This is a genomic window from Agrobacterium sp. SOY23, assembly GCF_027212525.1.
Taxonomy (GTDB): domain Bacteria; phylum Pseudomonadota; class Alphaproteobacteria; order Rhizobiales; family Rhizobiaceae; genus Agrobacterium; species Agrobacterium tumefaciens_I.
Window position 1 is genome coordinate 390019 of record NZ_JAPWDT010000002.1, and the last position, 22421, is coordinate 412439.

General features: G+C 60.7%; 18 protein-coding genes and 1 tRNA gene. 10 read left to right on the forward strand and 9 right to left on the reverse strand.

Annotation, left to right across the window (positions count from 1 at the left end):
- Window positions 1-33: 33 nt before the first annotated feature.
- Together O3S81_RS07105 and O3S81_RS07110 are read right to left on the reverse strand one after the other, a co-directional pair.
- Complete coding sequence (locus tag O3S81_RS07105; RefSeq protein WP_269341864.1) at window positions 34-531, reverse strand: CAP domain-containing protein; 498 nt, start codon at window positions 529-531, stop codon at window positions 34-36.
- 1 nt (window position 532) lies between these two features.
- A complete protein-coding gene (locus tag O3S81_RS07110) occupies window positions 533-799 on the reverse strand; it encodes a DUF6460 domain-containing protein (RefSeq protein ID WP_269341865.1) in 267 nt (88 codons plus the stop codon).
- Between the two features lie 169 nt (window positions 800-968).
- Here O3S81_RS07110 and O3S81_RS07115 point away from each other — a divergent pair, with 169 nt between their 5' ends.
- From O3S81_RS07115 to O3S81_RS07125, 3 genes are all read left to right on the forward strand, one after another.
- Entirely contained in the window at window positions 969-1910 is a 942-nt protein-coding gene (locus tag O3S81_RS07115) for a class I SAM-dependent DNA methyltransferase (RefSeq protein ID WP_269341867.1), read from the forward strand.
- A gap of 135 nt (window positions 1911-2045) precedes the next feature.
- Complete coding sequence (locus tag O3S81_RS07120; protein ID WP_269342421.1) at window positions 2046-2657, forward strand: YitT family protein; 612 nt, start codon at window positions 2046-2048, stop codon at window positions 2655-2657.
- Window positions 2658-2726: 69 nt separating this feature from the next.
- Window positions 2727-3368 carry a YitT family protein gene (locus O3S81_RS07125; RefSeq protein ID WP_269341869.1) on the forward strand — a complete coding sequence of 214 codons (642 nt, stop codon included), beginning with the start codon at window positions 2727-2729 and terminating at the stop codon, window positions 3366-3368.
- 26 nt (window positions 3369-3394) lie between these two features.
- On the opposite strand, the gene O3S81_RS07130 is transcribed toward O3S81_RS07125, so the two are convergent.
- Complete coding sequence (locus O3S81_RS07130; protein ID WP_269341872.1) at window positions 3395-3856, reverse strand: carboxymuconolactone decarboxylase family protein; 462 nt, start codon at window positions 3854-3856, stop codon at window positions 3395-3397.
- Between the two features lie 96 nt (window positions 3857-3952).
- Complete coding sequence (locus O3S81_RS07135) at window positions 3953-4456, reverse strand: RrF2 family transcriptional regulator (protein ID WP_269341873.1); 504 nt, start codon at window positions 4454-4456, stop codon at window positions 3953-3955.
- A gap of 47 nt (window positions 4457-4503) precedes the next feature.
- On the opposite strand from O3S81_RS07135, the gene O3S81_RS07140 reads away from it, so the two are divergent.
- Both O3S81_RS07140 and pdeM read left to right on the forward strand, forming a co-directional pair.
- Window positions 4504-7095: a ligase-associated DNA damage response DEXH box helicase gene (locus O3S81_RS07140; protein WP_269341876.1), complete on the forward strand. Its 2592-nt coding sequence runs from the start codon at window positions 4504-4506 to the stop codon at window positions 7093-7095.
- 28 nt (window positions 7096-7123) lie between these two features.
- A complete protein-coding gene (pdeM, locus tag O3S81_RS07145) occupies window positions 7124-7852 on the forward strand; it encodes a ligase-associated DNA damage response endonuclease PdeM (protein WP_269341878.1) in 729 nt (242 codons plus the stop codon).
- A 77-nt stretch (window positions 7853-7929) separates the two neighbouring features.
- Here pdeM and O3S81_RS07150 read toward each other — a convergent pair whose 3' ends face one another.
- The 4 genes from O3S81_RS07150 to podJ form a co-directional block, all read right to left on the reverse strand.
- Window positions 7930-8367, reverse strand: coding sequence for a universal stress protein (locus O3S81_RS07150; protein ID WP_003522788.1), 438 nt, complete (start codon window positions 8365-8367; stop codon window positions 7930-7932).
- A 158-nt stretch (window positions 8368-8525) separates the two neighbouring features.
- Window positions 8526-9353: a TIGR02186 family protein gene (locus O3S81_RS07155; RefSeq protein ID WP_269341881.1), complete on the reverse strand. Its 828-nt coding sequence runs from the start codon at window positions 9351-9353 to the stop codon at window positions 8526-8528.
- On the reverse strand, window positions 9350-10276 hold the full coding sequence (locus O3S81_RS07160) for a sulfite exporter TauE/SafE family protein (RefSeq protein ID WP_269341882.1): 927 nt from the start codon (window positions 10274-10276) through the stop codon (window positions 9350-9352). Before O3S81_RS07160 ends, O3S81_RS07155 begins: the two co-directional genes overlap by 4 nt.
- Window positions 10277-10539: 263 nt before the next feature.
- On the reverse strand, window positions 10540-14286 hold the full coding sequence (gene podJ / locus O3S81_RS07165) for a cell division protein PodJ (protein WP_269341884.1): 3747 nt from the start codon (window positions 14284-14286) through the stop codon (window positions 10540-10542).
- Between the two features lie 378 nt (window positions 14287-14664).
- On the opposite strand from podJ, the gene O3S81_RS07170 reads away from it, so the two are divergent.
- From O3S81_RS07170 to O3S81_RS07190, 5 genes are all read left to right on the forward strand, one after another.
- The gene (locus tag O3S81_RS07170; RefSeq protein WP_269341886.1) at window positions 14665-16461 is read left to right on the forward strand and encodes an acyl-CoA dehydrogenase C-terminal domain-containing protein; all 1797 of its coding nucleotides are present in this window, start codon (window positions 14665-14667) and stop codon (window positions 16459-16461) included.
- A 37-nt stretch (window positions 16462-16498) separates the two neighbouring features.
- The gene (locus O3S81_RS07175; protein ID WP_269341888.1) at window positions 16499-17707 is read left to right on the forward strand and encodes an acetyl-CoA C-acetyltransferase; all 1209 of its coding nucleotides are present in this window, start codon (window positions 16499-16501) and stop codon (window positions 17705-17707) included.
- A 144-nt stretch (window positions 17708-17851) separates the two neighbouring features.
- Window positions 17852-20068, forward strand: coding sequence for a 3-hydroxyacyl-CoA dehydrogenase NAD-binding domain-containing protein (locus O3S81_RS07180; protein ID WP_269341890.1), 2217 nt, complete (start codon window positions 17852-17854; stop codon window positions 20066-20068).
- 156 nt (window positions 20069-20224) lie between these two features.
- The gene (locus O3S81_RS07185) at window positions 20225-20656 is read left to right on the forward strand and encodes a hypothetical protein (protein ID WP_269341891.1); all 432 of its coding nucleotides are present in this window, start codon (window positions 20225-20227) and stop codon (window positions 20654-20656) included.
- Window positions 20657-20937: 281 nt separating this feature from the next.
- Window positions 20938-21013 (forward strand) — tRNA-Phe (locus O3S81_RS07190).
- A 144-nt stretch (window positions 21014-21157) separates the two neighbouring features.
- Here the strand turns inward: O3S81_RS07190 and O3S81_RS07195 are convergent.
- A complete protein-coding gene (locus tag O3S81_RS07195; protein WP_269341893.1) occupies window positions 21158-22402 on the reverse strand; it encodes a hypothetical protein in 1245 nt (414 codons plus the stop codon).
- Window positions 22403-22421: the final 19 nt, after the last annotated feature.

Consider the following 22421-nt stretch of genomic DNA (forward strand, 5'->3'; position numbering starts at 1 on the left):
GAGGGAGGCGGGTGGTTTCCCACCCCTTCTATCTCAGGCGCAGAGCACCATCGCCCAATAGGGCCGGTTGCGGCTGGCGGCATCGTAGGCGACAGCGACGCCAAGGCCGTTATAAGGCCCGAGCATGTTTTCGAGATGGTGCTGCGAGCCGATCCAGGCCTTGACGACACGCTCCACGCTGTCCTGCCCGGCCGCCACGTTTTCCGCTGCCGGAAGCGGCACATTGCCATCCTTCATGCGGATGAGGAAACTATCGGTCAAACCTATCAGATGCGCCATCTTCTGCGCCTTGACCATGCGGCCGGCCTGATAGGCGGCGGCACCGCTTGCCGCCCCATTGATGGAAAGCGGCGAAAGCCCCTTTGAGCGGCGCAGATCGTTGACCATCGGAAGCGCCGCTGTCGTCTCGTCTCGGGTGCCTGAAGGCAGACCCTTGTTGGTGGGCATGGAAACGCAGGCGGAAAGGACGGAACCGGCGGAAATCAGCACGAAGCCGCGCCGGGTAAGCGTCTGAAGTGAAGTGTCGGTCATGTCAGCGGCGATAGCTCAGGAGGCGCAGGATGATGAAAACGGGAATGACGATCGTGGCGCCCAGGATCAGATAGTCACCGATGGCGCCCAGCGCATGGAAACCGCTGCGCCACAGATCGACGATGAAATCGCGTGCGCCATAGATGATGTTCCACGGCGTCAGCCCGAAGATCGCCATCAGAAAGCCGACGAGCAATGAAACGACGAGCAGCTTCACCACGGTGCGGGCCACCGTATCACCCAGCATTTTATTGACCTCACCGGCCATCAGCAAGTCTCCTGTTTTGTCCTGACATATGGGGCGCACCGCCGTGATGCAAGTTTTCACGCACTATATCGCGCCATATTCGCCAATTCCACGCAGGGGCCATGAAATAGGACTTGAGTTTTTTTATGGCTTGATAAATGACAGCCAGCATCTTCTCAGGAAATCATGAATGGCCCCAAACCAGTTTTCTTCCGGTGACGTCATTGCCGACCGCCGGGCGGACTATGCCCGCATGTTGGCGGAAGGCGGTGACTATCCCGCCGCCGCCGAACTCATGGAGCAGGCGCTTGAACTTGCGCCACGGTGGACGGCGGGCTGGTTTCGCTTCGGAGAATACCACGAAAAGGCGGGGGAGACCGCAAAGGCAGTGGCGGCTTACGAGAAAGTCGCCGAGCTGGATGCGGAAGGACTGTTTGCAGCCGAACTGAAGCTCGCGGTTCTCGGTGCCGCGGAAACACCTGAACAGCCGCCGAGCCGCTACGTGGAAGGGCTGTTCGACGATTATGCCGATCGTTTCGAAACCTCGCTTGTCGAGAAGCTGGATTACAGCGTGCCGCAAAAGCTGGCGGAGCTGATCGCCAAGGCGGCTACAGGCGGCGCCTTCGACACCATCGTCGATATTGGCTGCGGCACCGGTCTCCTTGGCATCGAAATCCGCTCTCTGGCAAAACGGCTCGAGGGTTTCGATATCTCCCAGAACATGCTGGCCAAGGCCGACGAAAAGGGTCTTTACGACCATCTCGGCCAGGCCGATCTTTCGCTGGAGGCGGAGGTCTCGGGACTGTTCACCCCGGCGCTGGCGGAACACCGTGCCGATCTCGTCGCCGCTGCCGATGTGATGATGTATCTCGGCAGCCTTGAAACCGTCATGCCGCTTGTTTCTGCCCTGCTCGCGCCATCAGGCTTCTTTGCCTTTTCGGTGGAGGATGCGGGGGACGAGGAAGGTTTCGTGTTGCGGGAATCCCTTCGTTACGCACATTCCAAAAGCTACGTGATCGATCTTCTTGAGCGGGCGGGCTTTTCCCCCATCGAAATCCGCAAAACCACCATTCGCAAGGATGCCGGAAAACCCCTTTCCGGCATTCTCTTTCTTGCCCGCGCCAAAGCCTGAACATTCCGTTTCTTGCCTTTTTCACGATAGGTCAGGCTTGCTTACGTATCCATCTTGATCGGCTGTTTTTTGCAGTGCAAAATATGCCGGAAACCTGAGGGAAAAAGCGTGAGCACAACGAGAAGCGTTTACGGCATGTGGAGTTCCGATCCGGCCAGGCATGCGCCGGTGGAAGACGTGCAGGGCATCGTCACCGGTGCCATCGTCTCGGCGCTCGGCTTTTATCTTCTGAACAAGGTCGGCCTTTTGACCGGCGGCACGGCCGGTGTCGCCTTTCTCCTTCATTATGCCTTCGGCATCAGCTTTGGCCTGCTGTTCTTCCTCGTCAATCTGCCCTTCTATTATCTGTCGTTCCGTCGCCTCGGTCTCGCCTTTTCCTTCAAGACCTTCATCGCCATCGGCCTCGTGTCAGTGCTGACGGAAGTGGAGGCGCGCTGGATGGTCATCGACAGCATCAATCCGCTCTGGGCGGCGCTGCTCGGTGGTCTGCTTCTGGGTTATGGGTTGCTGGCGCTTTATCGCCACCGCGCCAGCCTTGGCGGCATCGGTATTCTCGCCATCTATATTCAGGATCGTTTCGGCATTCGCGCCGGCCTTATCCAGCTGGCTTTCGACGCCTTTGTCATGCTCTGTGCCTTCCTCGTCATCGATCCCGCCACGGTCGTCTATTCGATTGTCGGCACTTTTGTCCTCAACATGTTCCTCGCCATCAACCACCGCTCGGACAGATACATCGTCCTGCGTTAAGTTTGAGCGCTTGAAATTCGTCGGGCTTCGGCGCAATAGCTGGGCAGATCGAAAGTCAGGGGAAAATGCATGGACGACACCACTGCGCGCAGGCGATTGAACCTTTGGACGTCCGCGCCAGATCGCCATTCGCTACTGGAAGATGCGCAGGCCATTCTGGCGGGCAGCATGCTGATTTCACTCGGTGTCACGCTGTTTTCCGCAGCAGGCCTTCTCACCGGCGGTGTGGTGGGGCTCGCGTTTCTGGCGCATTACGCCACTGGCTTCAGCTTCGGCGCGGTGTTTTTTCTCACCAACCTGCCGTTTTATTATCTCGCCTTCCGCCGTCTGGGCCTCGCCTTTACGGTGAAGACCTTCTGCGCCATCGCCATGACGGCCCTGCTGTCGGAATATATGCCGGGCTTTTTCGCCTTTGAGAGCATCAACCCGATTGCCGCTGCACTCTTCGGCGGATTGACGGTCGCCGCCGGCATGCTGGCGCTGTTTCGCCATCGTACCAGCCTCGGCGGCTTCGGCATATTGGCGCTTTATCTTCAGGATCGTTTCGGCTGGCGCGCCGGCCTCGTGCAGCTTGCCTTTGATGGCATGGTGCTGGCCTGCTCCTTCTTCGTCGCGACGCCTTTCATTATCCTCTGCTCCATTCTTGGCGCGCTGGTCATGAACCTCACGCTCGCCGTCAATCATAGAAACGACCGCTACATCGCCATGTAGCGGTCGTTCGATGCGGTCAAGCTGGTTCAGGCTGCCTTTGCGGCGGCTTCGACCGGATGCTGCGAACGGAAACCAACGGCGATGCGGTTCCAGGTGTTGATCGTGCCGATCGCAACCGTGATCTTCACGATGTCTTCCTCGGAAAAATGCGCCTTCAGGGTCTCGAAGGCATCATCCGGCGCGCCGGTTTCGGCAATTTTCGTCACCGCATCCACCCAGCCGAGCAGCGCCCGTTCCTGCTCGGTATAAACGGGGGATTCGCGCCACACACTCATCAGGTTGATCCACTGTTCAGAAAGCCCGTCATGACGGCTTTCTTTCACATGCATGTCCACGCAGAAAGCGCAGCCGTTGATGATCGAGGCGCGCAGCTTGATGAGGTGAATGAAGCGTCGGTCAAGGCCGCTGCCCTGAACATAGTTTTCAAGCGCCATGACGGCCTTGAAGGCTTCGGGGGATGCCTTGGCATAGTTGAGACGGGTTTTCATGGGTTTCTCCTTCGGTCAGGTCTGTTTCAAGTCCCGGGTGGTCGCTCCGGAAAGCTGTCCTGCTTTCCGGTGTTTCGATAGGTCGTTCTGCGGTCTTTAGCGCGCCGTCGTCTTGCGCTCGTTCATCTCCAGAAAGGCGCAGCCGCGCGCGGCAATTCCGCCATCGTCGTTGGCGGCAAGATCGCTCAGAATGTCGGCGATGGTGGCTTTGGCAAGTTCGGCGCGATAGGCCTTTTCCGCCTTCAGCATCGCGGCATTGATGCCGCAGGGCTTGGTGAAATAACGCCCCGGCAAGGGGTTCGGCCCGCGCTGGCGGATTTCGGCGCAGCGGAAGGCAGGTTGCGGTCCTTCCACAGCCAGCACGATATCAAGCAGGGTGATCCTGTCGGTCGCCCGGGCCAGACGGTAACCGCCCTTCGGCCCCGGCACGGTGGCGACAATCCCGGCATTGGACAGCGACTGCAGGTGCTTCAGAAGATAGCTCGTGGAAACGCCGTGGAATTCCGCGAGCGCTGCTGCCGACAGCACACCACCTTCGGAAAGCCCCGCCAGCATGCCCACGCTGTGAATGGCCTGTTCAACGCCGTCTCCGAGTTTCATCGGTCTTTCCCACGCTATTGCCTGACTATCATGGATATTATTTATCCATGATTATGTTTTCCTGTCAAGCGGAGGCGTTACGCTCTTCTTTTTCGCAGGTTTTTCACTACCTTGCAGGGGTGAAACACGCCGAATCCCCAACTTCCGGCACGCATGTCGGCACCCTGCCCCTTCCATTCCAGAAATGGTTTGCAGAAAAGGGATGGTCTCCGCGCGCCCATCAGCTGGAGCTGATGGCCCGGGTGCGCGGCGGTGAGAACATGCTGCTGATTGCGCCGACGGGCGCCGGCAAGACATTGGGCGGTTTCATGGCCTCGCTTACCGATCTTGCCGAACGCGGCAAGGTTCCGCCTGGCGCCGGTTTTATCGGTGTGCATACGCTCTATATCTCGCCTCTGAAGGCGCTGGCGGTGGATATCGAACGCAATCTCACCAGACCCGTTTCCGAAATGGGCCTGCCGATTTCCATCGAAACCCGGACAGGCGATACGCCGCAGGGCAAACGCCAGCGACAGAAGATCAAGCCGCCGGATATTCTCCTGACGACGCCGGAGCAGGTTTCCTTGCTGCTCGCCAACAAGGAGGCCGAACGGTTTTTCCGTGACCTGAAATATGTGGTGCTCGACGAATTGCATTCGCTGGTCACCTCCAAGCGCGGACATCTGCTGTCGCTGGCGCTCGCCCGGGTGCGCCGGCACGCTCCGAACGTGCGTTTCATCGGCCTTTCGGCCACGGTGGCGGAGCCGATGGATCTACGCCGTTATCTGGCGCCGCAGGGGCAGGGCGAGCCGCCCGCCGGGCTTATCACGGTCGAAGGCGGGGCAAAGCCGGATATTTCCATCCTGCATACGGAAGAGCGCATTCCATGGTCCGGCCATTCGGCGCGTTACGCCATGAAGGATTTATACGCCGCGTTGAAGGAGCATCAGACAACGCTGATCTTCGTCAACACCCGCTCCCAGGCGGAGCTGATCTTTCAGGAACTCTGGACCATCAATGACGACAATTTGCCGATCGCGCTGCATCACGGCTCGCTGGACACGGCCCAGCGCCGCCGGGTCGAGGCGGCCATGGCCGAAAACCGGCTGCGCGCCGTCGTCGCCACCTCCACGCTCGATCTCGGCATAGATTGGGGCGATGTCGATCTGGTTGCGCATGTCGGCGCGCCGAAGGGCGCAAGCCGCCTTGCACAGCGCATCGGTCGCGCCAACCACCGCATGGACGAGCCGTCAAAGGCGATCCTCGTTCCCGCCAACCGGTTCGAGGTGATGGAGTGTCGGGCAGCGCTGGATGCCAATTACATCGGCGCGCAGGATACCCCGCCGATTGCCGAAGGCGCGCTCGATGTTCTCGCCCAGCATGTGCTTGGCATGGCCTGTGCCGAACCCTTCGATGCGGATGAGCTTTATCGTGAAGTAACGAGCGCCTCGCCCTATGCCGACCTGCCGCGCGCCACTTTCGACCGGGTGGTAGATTTTACCGCGACAGGCGGTTATGCGCTGCGCACCTATGAACGTTATGCCCGTATCCGCCAGATGAAGGATGGCCGCTGGCGTGTCTCCAATCCCGCGGTCGCGCAGCAATATCGCCTCAACCTCGGCACCATCGTCGAGGCGGCGGAACTCAATGTCCGCATGGTCAAGCGTAATGCCAAGGGCACGGTCGGGCGTGGCGGCATGTCGCTCGGCAAGGTCGAGGAATATTTCCTCGAGCAGCTGGTGCAGGGTGATACGTTCCTCTTTGCCGGCAAGGTGCTGCGGTTTGAAGGCATCCGCGAGAATGAATGCCTGGTGTCGCAGGCCTTCTCCATGGATCCGAAGATACCCTCCTATGCCGGCGGCAAGTTTCCGCTGTCCACCTACCTCGCGGATCAGGTGCGTTCGATGCTTGCCGATCCTGCCCGCTGGCATGCTTTGCCGGATCAGGTCCGCGACTGGCTGGCGATCCAGAAGGAAAAGTCGATCATTCCCAAGCGTGAAGAGCTGCTGGTCGAGACCTTTCCCTTCCGCAAGCGCTTCTTCATGGTCATGTATCCCTTCGAGGGACGGCTGGCGCATCAAACACTTGGTATGCTTCTGACGCGGCGGCTGGAACGAGCGGGCGCAAAGCCGATGGGTTTCGTCGCCACCGACTATTCGCTCGCCATCTGGGCCATGGAGGATATCGGCATGCGGCTGAAATCCCGACGCCTGTCGCTGGTCGACCTTCTCGATGAGGACATGCTGGGCGACGATCTGGAAGCGTGGCTCGACGAATCCTTCATGCTGAAACGCACCTTCCGCAACTGCGCCGTCATTTCCGGGCTGATCGAACGCCGTCATCCGGGAAAGGAAAAGACCGGCCGGCAGGTCACGGTCTCCGCCGATCTTATTTATGACGTTCTTCGCAGCCATGAGCCGGACCATATTCTGCTTGAGGCCACGCGGCGCGACGCGGCGGCGGGACTTTTGGACATTGGCCGTCTTGGCGATATGCTGAAACGAATCAAGGGCCACACCACCCACCGCGCGCTTGAGCATGTCTCGCCGCTTGCCGTTCCGGTGATGCTGGAAATCGGCCGCGAGACGGTGGCGGGCGAGGCGATGGACGATGTGCTGGCCGAAGCTGCCGACGAGCTGATCGCCGAGGCCATGTCCTGAGATACGCAATGAAGGAACGATCACAAAAGTGCTGAGCCGGCTGACATTGAGCGACCGATTTTCAAATGGCTTCGAATGCCTTGGCAGCGAAACCGCCATCAATGGCGTTGCCGGCTGGTGCGATCCTTTGGGCGGGCTCTACCTGCCGGACCTGTCACTGCTCGTCGTCTCCGATCTGCATCTGGAAAAGGGCGCGGCCTTTGCCCGGCGCGGACACATGCTGCCGCCCTACGACACCATCGCCACCCTCAAGATTCTCTCCTCCCTCATCAGCCGTTATGACCCGAAGATCGTCGTCAGCCTCGGCGACAATTTCCATGATCGCGTCGGCTCCGAGCACCTGCCGCTGCCGCTGCGTGAACTCATCCGCGAGATGGCCCGTGGCCGCGAATGGATATGGATCAACGGCAACCATGATCCCGACGGTACGGTCGATCTGCCGGGCTCGTCGGTGGATGAAATGTTTTATGGCAATCTCGTTTTCCGCCACGAGCCGAAGCTCGGCGATGCCGCCGGGGAAATCGCCGGGCATCTCCATCCCTCCGCCACCGTGCGGCGGCGCGAAAAGACGGTGCGGCGCCCCTGTTTCGCCACGGATGGTTCGCGCCTCTTGATGCCGGCATTCGGAGTGATGAGCGGGGGCCTGGACTTGCGGCATAAGGCCATGCGCGGCCTGTTCGATCATACCGCTCTCGTCGCGCATCTGATGGGGAGGGACCGCATCTATTCGGTGCGGTTTGCAAATCTGCTCGGCTGAGCGCGTCGACGCTGTTGTCTCTTTGTTTTACGCATTGTCCGGACGTAAAACCGCTACGCACTTTTACTGGAAATGCTCTATTGCCGGTAAACCAGCACCGGTATCTTCGAGTTCTTCAACACCTTGGCCGTGACGCTGCCGAGCAGCATTTCCACGAAGCTCCGGCGCCGGTGTGAGGCCATGGCGATGAGATCGCAACCGCTCCTGTTGGCGGCTTCGATGATCGCCTCGTCGGGCCTTCCCGCCCGCGCCAGCAGCGCTTCGCAATCCAGCCCCATGGACGTTGCCTGCGCCTGCGTATCCCGCAGCAGATGTTCCGCTTCCTCGCAGCGGTGGAATTCTTCTTCGGCAATGGCGGCAATGTCCTCGACATCGCTGGCAATTACGTGAAAGGGTTCCGATACCGTCACGACGGTCACCTTTGCGCCTGCCTCCTTGGCGAGAGCGAACCCTTGGTCGATTGCGATCTGCGCCAGCGGCGAGCCATCGGTGGGAATGAGAATGTGCTTGAACATGACATTTCTCCTTTTCATCCCCGTTACAACCGCACCTACCGCCATAACCTGCGTGCGTGATTGTAACGCCTTGAATTTTACCGCAAAGCGATGACGGAAGCGAATGCTATCTTTGGCGGAAAGGACGGCCTGCGCCCGATTTTGCGGGATGAAAACGATCAGTCCTTGCGGAAGATGATGCTGGCGCCCCAGCCGGTCACGACGGCGAGCAGAACGCAGAGCGCGCCATAGGCAAGCGGTGTCTGATGCGCCGCATCGGTGATCGCCTGCTCCATGCCGGTCTTGACGACGCGCAGTTTCAATTCGCGCTGGGCGATGAATTTGCCGCTCTTGAAGAGATAGGCGCGGGCGGTGTGCACGCCGTTCGGCACGTTGGCGGGCAGGCGAAGCGTCGCCCAGAACAGGCCGGTGCGTTCCAGCCGCACCCCGGTCGTATCATTGCGATAGATGCCGCTTGAGAGCTTGAGCCGACGATAGGCTTCCTGAAAATCGAAGACATTGTCGGGCACGCCCGAGAAAACCGCGCTCTTGAGCGAAAGATGGTCAACGCCGAGCCCCATGGCGCGCAGTGTTCCGGGGGAGGCTATATCGCTGATATTGCGCGTGCTGGCCATGGAATAGGATTCCGGCAGCGGCGTGAAGGTAATGGCGCTGGTATTGATCCAGATGCCCGCCACACGCTCTTTCTTGCGCACGGTCATATAGTCGCTCGGCCCTTCCAGCGTCACGACGATATCATACTGCCCAATGGCCAGCAGTAGCTGGTCGGTATTATTGAGCGCGCCGAAGAGGGTGAAATCCGCCCCGCGAAAATCAGATGCGATGGGAATTTCGGTCGTCGATGCGCCGATTTCAATGTTTTCCTGCAATGGCCGTTGTTGCGGACCGGGCGGCAGGGCAAGCGGCGGCGTCTGCGCCGAGGCTGTTTCGCCAAGGGCAAGGAAGGGCAGCAGAAGAAGTGCGGCAAGCAGCGGGCGGAAGGTCAATAGCCGAGCCCCCCCACGGCCACCGAAAACAGGTCCTCCGGCCGCACCACCAGCGATACCGCAAGGCGAAGCGCGACGGCGAGGACGAGAAGGGCAAGCAGCGCGCGCAGCTGTTCGCCGCGCAGTTTCTGGCCGACGCGCACGCCATATTGCGCGCCGATGACGCCCGCCACCATCAGGATGAAGGCCAGCACCACATCGACGGAATAGTTGGTCGCGGCCTGAACGACGGTCGTATAGGCGGTCACGAAGATGATCTGGAACAGCGAGGTGCCGACAACCACGCTGGTGGGGATGCGCAGCAGATAGATCATCGCCGGCACCATGATGAAGCCGCCGCCGACACCCATGATCGAGGTGAGGATGCCAATGCCGAAGCCGAGGGCGACGATGGGGATGATGCTGAGATAGATCTTCGATTTCTTGAACCGCATTTTCAGCGGCAGACGATGCACCCAGTTGTGGTGACCCGGCCGGCGCAGCGTCACCGTTTCATTGCGTGCGGCGCGGCGAAGCGCCGAAATGCTCTCCTTCAGCATCAGCCCGCCAACGGTGCCGAGCAGGATGACATAGAGCAGCGAAACGATGAGATCGAGCTGGCCGATGCTGCGCAGGAAGGAGAATATCCACACGCCGACCGTCGCCCCGACCAGACCGCCGACAAGCAGCACGCTGCCAAGCTTGACGTCCAGCGTGCCGCGCCGGAAATGCGTGATCGAGCCGGAAACGGAGGAGGCAACCACCTGGTTCGCGCCGGTCGCCACGGCGACTACGGGCGGAATATTGTAGAAGATCAAAAGCGGGGTGATCAGAAAGCCACCGCCCACACCGAACATGCCAGACAGAAAACCGACGGCCGCGCCCATGCCGAGAATGATGAAAATATTCACCGACAGTTCTGCGATCGGCAGATAGACAGTCACGGCTCGGACCTCGGGCAAATGGTTCCGGGCGACAGGGCCTGTCCGGGTGAGGGGGCCGCGCCGCGATTTACACTTTCTGTCTGAAAAGACCGGATATCCCCGGCCTTCATCCGTCATGCCCGCGAGGGCCTGACCTGTCAACATTCAACGGTAAATACGTTGATAATTTGGAAAGATAGCGGCCGTGTGTCGGCAACCGGCCACATTCCTGCGGCGGGTAGGGCAAAAGCGGCCAGGGGGCCGCTTCACCGGTTCTTCAAGGCTTATTTGTTGCGGGAGAGCAGCGCGGTCACCAGCTCGTTGGTGATGCGCCCGTCCGGCGTCTGGCCCACGGACTTCTGGAAGTCCTTGATGGCCGTAACAGTGTTCTTGCCAAGCTTGCCATCCGGCTGGCCGGCATCGAAACCGTTCTTGTTCAGGATCGCCTGAATGTTGCGGATCGCCTTTTCCATATCCACGGAGGCGGTCTTCACGCCCTCCTTGCCGGCCCATTCCTCAGGCGGATTGACGCTGTTGGCGTCTTCCGAAAGCGGCTTGACCTTCCAGCTGTCCACCTTGACCTCGGCGCTCTGAAGCTGCTGCGGGTTCATTGCTCCCGCAACCTCGTCGCGCTTCTGGGCGGCGTCCGCATCGCCATCCTTGGCGGCGATGGCGAACCACTTGTAGGATTCCTCGATGTCCTGCTTCACGCCGCTGCCGCGGGCGTAGAGAATGGCGAGGTTGAACTGGCTGTCACGAACGCCGAGTTCGGATGCCTTGATGAACCATTGGGCGGCGGCGGCGAAATCCGGCTGGCCGGCCGCGTCGGAGGCGAGCAGGACCGCGAGATTGTGCATGGCGCCGGCATTGCCCTGTTCGGCAGCCAGCGTGTAATAGCGCTTCGCTTCCGTAAGGTTGCGCTCGACACCGTTCGCCTTCTCGTAAAGGTTGGCGAGACGATATTGCGCGGGGGCAAGGCCACGATCGGCAGCCAGCTTGTACCACTTTGCCGCTTCCGCACGGTCGGCGGTAACACCGCGGCCGTCAGTGTAACGTGCCGCGATCTCGAACAGCGCCTGGGTGTCGCCCTTGGCGGCCGCTTCGGCAAGAGATGCTGGTTCGATACCGGCGGGAACCGCGATGGCGTCCTGCGCAGGAATAGTCGTGGTGGCAACCGCAGCCGGTTTCGGCAGTTCAGTCTGCGCGACCGTGTCGGACTTTGCGGGGTCCACGGCGGGAACATCGGCAACCGGCGGCTCATCCGGCAGCGGCGCACCGCCGATGGTGCGGTTATCGATGGTGTTTTGCGCCGGCGCGGCGTTTTCAATGCTGTCTGCCGATGCGGCCTGTTCCGGCTCGATGGCAAGATCGGACGGAACGGTCACGGCCTTGTTGCCGGTTTCGGGAAGCGCGGAAACCGGGCCATTCTCCATCTTGTGCTCGATGACCGGCGCGGGGGCTTCCGCGCCGCCGATCAGCGTCTTGACGAGCGGCATGGCCATCATCGCCAGAAGAATGGCGCCGATACCGAGCAGCAGCGGGCGACGATAGCGCGAAAGCGCCGACGTATCGGCCTTGCGGCTCTTCTTGCCGGTGTCCAGCTTCTCCGGCGATGTTTCCATGGCGGCGGCCTGGGCGGCGCGGCGGGCGGCGGCGATGAAATCCGTCCGTCCTTCCGCATCCACGGCCTTGCCGGTGGCGGCGACCTGGCTGGCGCGCACGCGTTCGAGGATTTTCTTGATATCGGGTGCACCCGAACCAGGCTCCAGAAGTTCGTTCTCCTGGCCAGCCGGCAGAACATCGATCGGATCGAGCGAAGGGGCGGGTTCCACCTGCGTGCGGGCGGAGGAGGCCGATACGGGTTCTTCCTTGGCCTTTGCGGGCTTCGCCGTGCTTGTCTTGAAACGTTTCGTCAGGCCGGCGAGCAGGCTCTTTTTTTCCGCCTTTGCTGGCTTGGCAGCAGCCGGCGGTACGATCGCGGTCGCGTCGTTTTCGCTGACATCATCGAGAATGGCCTGCTCTTCGGCGATATAGCCTTCTTCCGGGAAAACGGCGGCCGGCATGGTCACGTCTTCACGGCTGGCGGCAACCGTGTGCTGCGCGACGTTGCGGGAAGCGTCCTGGCGGTAGGCAGGCGCGCTGTCGAGATTGTCCAGACGGCCGGCAATCTGCACCAGCGTCTCATGCAGCGCCTCGAAGGTGCGGTGCGTGCGCTCTTCGGTGTTGCGGCTCAAGGCTTCGAGGCTGCGCAGATCGGTCGCAAGATCGGTCAGCATCGTCATGTCGGCGAGGTTTGCGCCGGCCGAGAGATTATTACGGGTATAGGCGTCGAGAACGGCCTCGGCTGCCTGCCGCGCCGCTTCGATGATATATTCGTCGTTCGACGCCATATAGTCTTCGATCGCCGCCATGCGCGCGTCGAGTTCCGGCGACATGCCGGCTGCCTGCATCTGCACCGGCTGGCTGATCAGCGTGGACAGATGGGCGATCTGGTTTTCGAGGCTTGCCAGCGCATGGCTGTCGGCTGGTGCGGCATGGGCGGTTTCGTCCAGACGGGCGGCGATAGTGCCGAGCCGCTCTTCCAGACGGGAAAAGGCGCTTTCACTCAGGCCCGAAGCCGATTGCGGCTGGCTGTAACGATAATCGAGGTCTTCGATCCGCCGGGAGAGCAGGTCGAGCCGTTCGGCCAGACCGTCATTGACGGCACCGTGATCCAGCGCATCGATCTTGCGGGAGATATCGCTGAGGAAGGACGTCAGCTCCGCCTGCTGGGTGGGGCGCTGCGAGCGCTCCAGCAGCAATGACAGCTGGTCCAGCCGGTCGTGCAACTGGGCGGCGTCGCGGGCGGTGCTGAGCTCATCGATCTTGCCGGAGAGCGCTTCGAGGCGGGTGGTGAGATCGAGCGCCGGTTCCGGCTTGGCGGCAGCGAGGCGATTGATGTCGCCGAGCTGTTCGGCAAGGCCGTTCAGCCGGTTTTCTAGCCGCTGCGCCAGCGCATTATCCGTTGCCTGTGCATTGGCGCGCGTGCCGGTTGCGGCAATGGCACGGCTGATTTCGTCCAGCCGCTGGTCGAGGCCGGAAAACTGCTCGGTAAAGGCGGCTTCGTTGGGCTGCATATGCTTGCCGAGCTGCTCCACGGCGCTGGCAATGGTGATGAGCTTTTCCTCGAGCACGCGCACGGCGGGATTGTTGCTCATGCCGCCGAGCTGCGTCTTGATGTCATCGAGACGATAGGCGAGCGAAACGATCTCATCCTGCAAGGAGGCCGCGTCGAAACCGCGCAGCGTGTCTTCCACATTGTTCCAGCGGCTTTCGATCCGGTGCACGCTGTCTTCGCGCGCAAGTTGGTCGATGGTGAGGCGCAGGTCCTCGAATTCGTTGCGCAGCCCATAGGCGTCAGGAGATGCCAGATTGCCGAGCTGGTCGATGCTGCCGGCAAGCCGTGCGATGTCATCGCGCAGGTCGCCGATGAATTGCTGGTCTTCCGCCACCGCGCGGATATTGCGTATTTCGGCGCGCAGGCCCTGCGCTTCGCGGGCAACGCCCTCGGCAATGTCGTGCTTCAGCTCATGACGCAGATTGACGAGCGCCTGCGCGATCTCCTGCAGGGCTGCGTCATTGCGCTGCTGTTCCTGATAGGGCGGAATGGCGCGGGCACGCGGCGCGGGAGCGGCGGCCTGCTGAGGCTCTCTCTGGCGATATTCCGGCGCGAGCGGCCGGGTAATCGTCCGTTCCGGTCGGGTGGCGGGTTCCTGCGGGCGCTGGAAACTTGCTTCGAGCAGGCGCTGGCGCTGACGGATTTCGTTGACGGGGTCGAGCTGCGGCGGCGTGACGGCGGCGCGGGGTTCACGCGGCGCGGCATAGGCCTCGCTTTTCGCTTCCGGCTGGGTGCTTGCGGCCCGCGGGTCGCGCGGAAACTTCTGGCTCATCAGCCCTTCGATACGGGCTTCAAGGCCTTCAATGGTGCGATTGAGAGCATCAAGAGACGATCTGTCGCTTGGCTGTTGGGTTTTCGATCGCAATCCGTTCATCTTTTCGCTCGCTTCGCTTCCGCCCGCCGTGCCCGGTTATCTGTCGCGACGTTGCCTGTCTGGACACGCCGTCGCCGCAACATGCAGCAATTCCAGAGCCGCCATTTGCCCCCATTGAGGAAAATGCGCCGGAGTACGAAGCAGTTACCTCTTGTCGGGAGAATTCACGAAACGTGGTAAAGAAGTGGTTAACTATGGTCGGAATTTTTTAACTTTTATGGCGGGGACCGAGTTGGCGCCGGGCCGGGCATTGGTTTTGCCAAAAAGGGAGGGCGATATTCCGCGGAAATTTGTTTGACGTTTACGCGCACGTCAAATATTGTCATGCCATATCGGCCGGATTGGCTCCGGCGCCCACGATGCGGAGGAACATCGGTAATGCCTGTTTACAAGGCCCCAGTCAAAGACACGCTTTTTATCCTGAACGACGTTCTCGGCCTGGAGCGGTATAACAACCTGCCCGGCTTCGAAGATGCAACCCCCGATATGATCGAGGCCATCACCGGCGAGGCAGCGAAGCTTGCCGAAGAGCGGCTTTTCCCGCTCAACCTTTCCGGCGACCAAGAGGGCTGCAAGCGCGCCGATGACGGCTCCGTCTCCGTTCCCGATGGTTTCAAGGATGCGTATGACGCCTATTGCGAAGGCGGCTGGATCGGCCTTGCCGTTCCGCCGGAATTCGGCGGGCAGGGGCTGCCCTATACGCTGCATGCCGCTATCGGCGAATATATGTCTTCTGCGAACCTGTCGCTGATGATGTATCCCGGCCTGACGCAGGGTGCGATTGCCGCCATTCTCGTGCACGGCACGCAGGCGCAGAAGGACACCTACCTGCCGAAGATGGTGGGAGGCACCTGGTCCGGCACCATGAACCTTACCGAACCCCATTGTGGTACCGATCTCGGCCTTCTGCGCACCAAGGCGGTGCCGCAGGCTGACGGCAGCTACAAAATTTCCGGACAGAAAATCTTCATCTCCGCCGGTGAACATTCCATGACGGAAAATATCGTCCATCTGGTGATCGCCCGCATCGAGGGCGCGCCTGAAGGCACCAAGGGCATTTCGCTGTTCATCGTGCCGAAATTCCTCGTCAAGGAAGACGGCACCCCCGGTGAACGCAACGGCGTTACCTGTGGTGCCATCGAACACAAGATGGGTATTCATGGCAATGCCACCTGCGTCATGAACTACGATGAGGCGACGGGTTATCTGCTCGGCGCGGAGAACAAGGGCCTCTCGGCCATGTTCGTGATGATGAACGAGGCCCGCCTCGGTGTCGGCCTGCAGGGGCTTTCGGTAGGCGAGATCGCCTATCAGAACGCCGTCGAATATGCCCGCGAGCGTATTCAGGGCCGCTCGCTGTCCGGTGCCAAGTTCCCGGACAAGAAGGCCGATCCGATCATCGTGCACCCCGATATCCGCCGCACGCTGATGACCATCAAGGCCTACAATGAGGCCGGCCGCGCCTTCCTTCTGTGGACCGCGCTGCAATCCGATATCGCCCACCGTGCCGCTGACGAGAAACAGCGGCAGGCGGCGGATGACCTGCTCGGCCTCGTCACGCCGATCCTGAAAGGTGTCTTGACCGACAAGGGCTTCGACCATGCCGTGATGGCGCAGCAGGTCTTCGGCGGCCATGGCTACATCGAGGAACATGGCATGAGCCAATATGTCCGCGATGCGCGTATCACCATGATCTATGAAGGTGCGAACGGCATTCAGGCGCTCGATCTGGTCGGCCGCAAGCTCGGCATGAATGGCGGCCGCGCCGTCATGGCGCTGTTCAAGGAAATCGGCGATTTCTGCGAGGAGAACCGTGCCGACGAAAAGCTCAGCCTTTACACCAAGGGCTTGAAGAAGGGCTTGAACGACCTGCAGGCCGCAACCATGTGGTTCATGCAGAACGCCATGGCCAAGCCCGACAATGCCGGCGCCGGCTCGACCGACTACATGCACCTCTTTGGCATCGTGGTGCTGGGTTACATGCAGGCGCGCATGGCGAAAGCCGCGAGTGAGGCGCTTGCGGCAGGCAGCGCTTCGGACGAGGATTACCTCAAGACCAAGCTTGTCACGGCGAAGTTTTATATGGAGCGCATCATGCCGGAAACGGCGCTGCGCAAGGCCCGCATCGAAACCGGCGCGGACACCATGATGGAACTGGCTGCGGAAGCATTCTGAGACATCTGGCGTTCATAGCGCCACAGGGAGAGAGTTTATGACCGACGTATTTATCTACGACCATGTCCGCACCCCGCGCGGACGCGGCAAGAAGGATGGCAGCCTGCATGAGGTGCCTTCCGTTCGCCTTGCCGCCAAGACGCTGGAAGCCATCCGCGACCGCAACGGGCTCGACACCTCTGCTGTCGATGACATCATCATGGGCTGCGTCGATCCTGTCATGGATGCCGGCGCGGTGATCCCGAAGGCGGCCGCCTTCGAGGCCGGTTATTCCAACAGGGCGCCGGGCATGCAGATCTCGCGTTTCTGCGCCTCGGGTCTCGATGCCATCAACTTCGCGGCCGGCAAGGTCAAGGCCGGTTCGGACGATATCGTCATCGCCGGCGGCGTGGAAAGCATGTCGCGCGTCGGCATGGGCATGTCGGGTGGCGCCTGGTACATGGACCCCTCGGTCAACTTCCCGGCCTTCTTCATGCCGCAGGGCGTGTCGGCCGATCTCATCGCCACCAAATATGGTTTCTCCCGCGACGATGTGGACGCCTATGCCGTCGAAAGCCAGAAGCGCGCGGCGCATGCCTGGGACAAGGGCTATTTCAACAAATCAGTCGTTCCGGTGAAGGACCAGAACGGCCTGACGATCCTCGACCGCGACGAACATATGCGTCCCGGCACGGACATGCAGGCGCTGGCTTCTCTCAACCCCTCCTTCCAGATGCCGGGCGAAATGGGCGGCTTCGAAGCTGTCGGCATCATGGCACATCCGGAAGTGGAGCGGATCAACTACGTGCACCATGCCGGCAACTCCTCCGGCATCGTTGATGGTGCTGCCGCCGTGCTGGTCGGCTCCAGGGCTGGCGGCGAGGCGATGGGTGTCAAACCGCGTGCTCGTATCAGGGCTTTCGCCAATATCGGCTCCGATCCGGCGCTGATGCTGACCGGTCCGGTGGACGTCACCGAGAAGCTTCTGAAAAAGACCGGAATGTCGATTGCCGATATCGATCTTTTCGAACTCAACGAGGCCTTTGCGGCCGTCGTGCTGCGTTACATGCAGGCCTTCGACATCGACCATGGCAAGATGAACGTCAATGGCGGCGCCATCGCCATGGGCCATCCGCTCGGTGCAACCGGCGCGATGATCCTCGGCACGGTGCTGGACGAGCTGGAGCGGCGCGATCTCAACACCGCGCTCGTCACGCTCTGCATCGGCGCGGGCATGGGCACGGCGACGGTTATCGAGCGCGTTTAAGGCAGCGGCAACACTCCCGCTTCCGTCATCCTCGGGCTTGACCCGAGGATCCATGCCAGAGGTGCTGGATGGTCGGGTCAAGCCCGACCATGACGTAAAGGTAGAGTTCGCCGCGTCGCGAAATTCAGGGAAGAGGAATCCCAAATGAGCACTTACACCAATTTCACCATCGAGACGGATGTAGACGGCATTGCGCTTGTCACCTGGGACATGCCGGAAAAATCCATGAACGTCTTCACGTCCGGGGTGATGGACGAGCTGAATGCCATTGTTGACGCGACTGTCGCTGATAGCGCCGTCAAGGGCGTCGTCTTCACTTCCGGCAAGAGCACGTTTTCCGGCGGCGCCGATCTTTCGATGATCAAGTCGATGTTCTCCTTCTACAATGACGAGAAGGCGAAGAACCCGGATCAGGCGGCGGCAAAGCTGTTCGAACTGGTCGGCCGCATGACGGGCCTGTTCCGCAAGATCGAGACCAATGGCAAGCCTTGGGTCTCGGCCATCAACGGCACCTGCATGGGCGGTGCGTTTGAGCTTTCGCTCGCCTGCCACGGCCGCGTGGCCTCCAGCGCCAAGAACCTCAAGATCGCCCTGCCGGAAGTCAAGGTCGGCATCTTCCCCGGCGCCGGCGGCACCCAGCGCGTGTCGCGCCTGACGGATGCTCAATCCGCCTTGCAGATGATGACCACCGGCCAGTCGCTGACCGGCGCGCGTGCCAAGGCCATGGGGCTGGTGCATCAGGTGGTGGAGCCGGATCAGCTGGTCGCGACCGCAAAGCAGATGATCAAGGACGGCCTGAAACCGGTCGCACCCTGGGATGAAAAGGGCTTCAAGGCCCCCGGCGGCGGCATCTGGACGCCGGCCGCAGCCCAGCTCTGGCCAGCCGCCCCCGCCATCCTGCGCCGCGAAAGCGCCGGTAACTATCCGGCTGCACTTGCCATCCTCAAATGCGTTTATGAAGGCCTGCAATTGCCCTTCGATACGGCGCTGAAGGTGGAGCAGCGTTATTTCACCGAAATCCTTCGCTCGAAGGAAGCCTTCGGCATGATCCGCTCGCTGTTCGTGTCCATGCAGGAACTGGGCAAGGGCGCGCGCCGCCCGGCCGGCCAGCCGAAGACGGAGTTCAAGAAGGTCGGCGTCGTTGGCGCGGGCTTCATGGGCGCTGCCGTGGCTTACGTCACCGCCGCAGCCGGCATTCCCGTGACGCTGGTGGATCGCGATCAGGACGCGGCCGACAAGGGCAAGGGCCATTGCGAGGAAAGCGTCAAGGCTGCCATCGGCAAGGGCAGGCTGACGCAGGATGAGGGCAAGGCATTGCTCGACCTCGTCACCCCGACGGCGGATTACGAGGCGCTCGCCGATGCGGATCTCGTCATCGAAGCGGTCTTCGAGGACCGCGACGTGAAGAAGGCGGTCATCGAGGCTGTGGAAGCCGTGTTGCCGGAAGGCGCGATCTTCGCCTCCAACACCTCCACTTTGCCAATCACGGGGCTTGCCAAGAACTCGAAGCGCCCGACCGATTTCATCGGCATCCATTTCTTCTCGCCGGTCGAGAAGATGATGCTGACGGAAGTGATCCTCGGCAAGGAAACCGGCGACAAGGCACTCGCCGTCGCGCTGGATTATGTCGCGAAGATCAAGAAGACGCCGATCGTCGTCAACGATACGCGCGGCTTCTTCGTCAATCGCTGCGTGCTGCGTTACATGGCGGAAAGCTACGACATGCTGATCGAAGGCGTGCCCGCCGCGATGATCGAAAATGCCGCCAAATTCGCCGGCATGCCGGTTGGCCCGCTGGCGCTGAACGACGAGGTGGCGATCGATCTTTCCTACAAGATCCTGAAAGCCACCGTCGCCGATCTCGGCGAAAAGGCCGTCGATCCGCGCCATATGGAGCTGGTGAAGAAGCTGGTGGAAGGCGAGGGCCGTTTTGGTCGCAAGAACGCCAAGGGCTTTTACGATTACCCGCCAAAGCCCGCCAAGAAATCCCTCTGGCCCGGCCTGAAGGATCTCTATCCCCAGCAGAAGCCTGAAGACGTGGATATGGAGGTGCTGAAACAGCGCTTCCTCGTCACCGTGGCGCTGGAAGCCGCCCGTACGGTGGAGGAAGGCATCGTTACCGATCCACGCGAGGCGGATGTCGGCTCCATCCTCGGTTTCGGCTTCGCGCCCTATACCGGCGGCGCGCTGTCCTACATTGACGGCATGGGCGTGAAGAACTTCGTTGCATTGGCCGAGAAGCTCAGCGAAGCCTACGGCCCGCGCTTCAAGCCGACGCCGCTGCTGAAGGACATGGCCGCAAAGGGCGAGACCTTCTACGGTCGTTTCGACCCCTATGCCAGCGCCGCGAAAGCGGCATAAGACACCAAGGCGGACCATGGAACAGGCCCTTCGGGGCCTGTTTTATTATGCGGATGCCATCGCTTTTCGTGCATCCTTTGCCGGGCTGAGGCGTTGAAAAGCGTGACCGGGCAAAACGCCCACAGCCACGCAATCAGCACGCCTCAGGAGACAGCGATGAAAGCACCACTGCGATCCCACGGTTTCGACAAGCCCTCGGACCTCGATGACCATCTGGCCGAACTGGACGAAGAGGCTGAGGCAAGGGCTGCGGAAGCACAGGCGGAAAAACCCGCATCAAAGAGAACGCGTGCTGCCGATGCCATCGACCCGAAGCTGTGCGCCGAACTGGATGAACTTCGCAAAGAGGTCGACAGGATCCGCCGCGATGTCAAACGGCTGGAGGCCGCCCGGCATTCCCGCCACAGGCCCGCACAGCCGCAGCATGAACGCGACCGCGAGAACTCCCGCCTGATGACCGTGGTGCGCTCCGTCGCCGTCACCTCGCTCGCCAGCCGCATCTTCGCGTCCTCGCCCGTCATGGCAGCGCTGGTGGCCGTGGTGCCGTTCGCGCTTGGCCTCGCCATCCGGCGCAGCGAAGGGGCATAGCCGCCACCGACGCGGGCGCCCGTTCGCCCGGATCGGTCTTGCCCGCACCCGGCTGCGGGCGGATGCGTGAGGCCCGGCGGATGCCCGATAGCGGATTTTCCCTTGCAATCCGGCCTTTGCAGGGCACACATTTCAGCCATCCACAGGCACCGTGAAAAAACTGTCAAAAAACTTCGCGATGGCGCTTGCCATGTCCGAACAAGATGTTATAACCCCGCTCACTTTCGGGGCGCCAAACAGCCCTGACCGCCAAAAGCGGAGGTTCTTCAAGGACCTGAAGTGCCCGGATAGCTCAGTTGGTAGAGCAGCGGATTGAAAATCCGCGTGTCGGTGGTTCAAATCCGCCTCCGGGCACCATTATTTCCTCGAAAATAAATTACTTCAGTTTGAATGTTGACTGAATTGCGTTCGTGAAGTCTCCAGCTTTCGCTTAAAAAATTTATAGTTGTTGTTGGCCAAATTCACCCGAGAAAGAAAGCGTCGCGATTAGCTAGAAGCGGTCTATTCGTCGAAGCCTTCCACGTCGGGCGGTATGATAGTCCATTTCCCCCATTCTCTCGGGATCATACGCCGAATCATTTGATGGTCAGCGTTCTTGAGTTCGGACCGGCTGAACGAGCGTTGTGGGGCGTGCTTCGCTAACGCGATAACCTCTTTCATCTGGCTGATGAGCCCCGTATATTTCGCTTGCTCAGTCACAGGGGGGTTCGGGGCCGTCGAGAGACCGCACTGCCTCCATAGACGCGTAGTTAGATAAGCGTCGTCGTTAGGCGGGCTGGAGGCGACCCTGAATAGGCCCTTTTTTAGCTCTTCCTCGGGCACTGCGGAGAAGTACTCATCAAGCTTTATTAGGTCCGCCTTTAGTTCTGCGCCTTGAACCATGAACTGATCCTTCCGCATGAAGAGCGGGGCTATCCGGCGGTGGAGTCTGTCCTCCGATACGAACAGCGTCGAGAAAGGCAGGTAGTAGAGGTACGCTACATCCGTGCGATTGCTTGGCCTGTCGGGCGAAATAATCCTCTTTGTCATGAGGAGATTGAAGAAGATGTCTACTGTCAGGCAGTGCGTAAAATACGGGGCGTAGTCCGGGATTGATTGGTGCCCCTTAGCCTTCCATCTTGCTTCAACGATGCGCCAAAGGTTCGGATCAAGGCCCAAAAAATGGTAACCAAGCTTGAGGTTGAGAAAATGCTGTCCGTCGCGGGTGAGGACATCCCTTGCGATCTCCAAAGCGTGCTCGTGGTTCTTCGGTGAATCTTCGATCTGCAAAGACTTTTTGGTGAGCGTCGCCAGCGCGCCGTTGTCGAAATCCTTGAGCGCAGCGCGCCAGTCCTTCGCGAACTCTCGCTCGACGTCATGGAAGCGTTCCGCCTGCCAACGGTCGAACGCTTTCGACTCATCGGACTGCTCCTTCACCAGTGCAAGCTTACCCTTGTGCATAACAGGCTTTCCGCCGTGGATCGTCGGGAATCCGCGCTGCTCTACTGGAAAGCCTAGCAACTCGTTTAAACAAAGCGTTTGATGCGACACGTTCGGATAAGAGTGAATGACAGGGGTCTTCTTAGCGACGTCGGCGACTACCTTTTCGCGCGTCCGAGTTTTCGGGTCGTCTTTCTCCAAATCAGCGAGAACTTCGACGTAGAATATTGGCGAGATCACCGTCGAAAACATGAGGTCGAACATTGCCGCTTGATCGACGCTGAGCATTTCTATGAAGGACTTATCGAATAACGTTGCTGGTCCCACGCCTCATCCTCCGGATATT

What these genes read in the sequence shown, in the direction of transcription:
- O3S81_RS07105 (WP_269341864.1), bottom strand. Translation starts at nt 531, where the DNA reads ATGACCGACACTTCACTTCAGACGCTTACCCGGCGCGGCTTCGTGCTG.
- O3S81_RS07110 (WP_269341865.1), bottom strand. Translation starts at nt 799, where the DNA reads ATGGCCGGTGAGGTCAATAAAATGCTGGGTGATACGGTGGCCCGCACC.
- O3S81_RS07115 (WP_269341867.1), top strand. Translation starts at nt 969, where the DNA reads ATGGCCCCAAACCAGTTTTCTTCCGGTGACGTCATTGCCGACCGCCGG.
- O3S81_RS07120 (WP_269342421.1), top strand. Translation starts at nt 2,046, where the DNA reads ATGTGGAGTTCCGATCCGGCCAGGCATGCGCCGGTGGAAGACGTGCAG.
- O3S81_RS07125 (WP_269341869.1), top strand. Translation starts at nt 2,727, where the DNA reads ATGGACGACACCACTGCGCGCAGGCGATTGAACCTTTGGACGTCCGCG.
- O3S81_RS07130 (WP_269341872.1), bottom strand. Translation starts at nt 3,856, where the DNA reads ATGAAAACCCGTCTCAACTATGCCAAGGCATCCCCCGAAGCCTTCAAG.
- O3S81_RS07135 (WP_269341873.1), bottom strand. Translation starts at nt 4,456, where the DNA reads ATGAAACTCGGAGACGGCGTTGAACAGGCCATTCACAGCGTGGGCATG.
- O3S81_RS07140 (WP_269341876.1), top strand. Translation starts at nt 4,504, where the DNA reads ATGATTATGTTTTCCTGTCAAGCGGAGGCGTTACGCTCTTCTTTTTCG.
- O3S81_RS07150 (WP_003522788.1), bottom strand. Translation starts at nt 8,367, where the DNA reads ATGTTCAAGCACATTCTCATTCCCACCGATGGCTCGCCGCTGGCGCAG.
- podJ (WP_269341884.1), bottom strand. Translation starts at nt 14,286, where the DNA reads ATGAACGGATTGCGATCGAAAACCCAACAGCCAAGCGACAGATCGTCT.
- O3S81_RS07170 (WP_269341886.1), top strand. Translation starts at nt 14,665, where the DNA reads ATGCCTGTTTACAAGGCCCCAGTCAAAGACACGCTTTTTATCCTGAAC.
- O3S81_RS07175 (WP_269341888.1), top strand. Translation starts at nt 16,499, where the DNA reads ATGACCGACGTATTTATCTACGACCATGTCCGCACCCCGCGCGGACGC.
- O3S81_RS07180 (WP_269341890.1), top strand. Translation starts at nt 17,852, where the DNA reads ATGAGCACTTACACCAATTTCACCATCGAGACGGATGTAGACGGCATT.
- O3S81_RS07185 (WP_269341891.1), top strand. Translation starts at nt 20,225, where the DNA reads ATGAAAGCACCACTGCGATCCCACGGTTTCGACAAGCCCTCGGACCTC.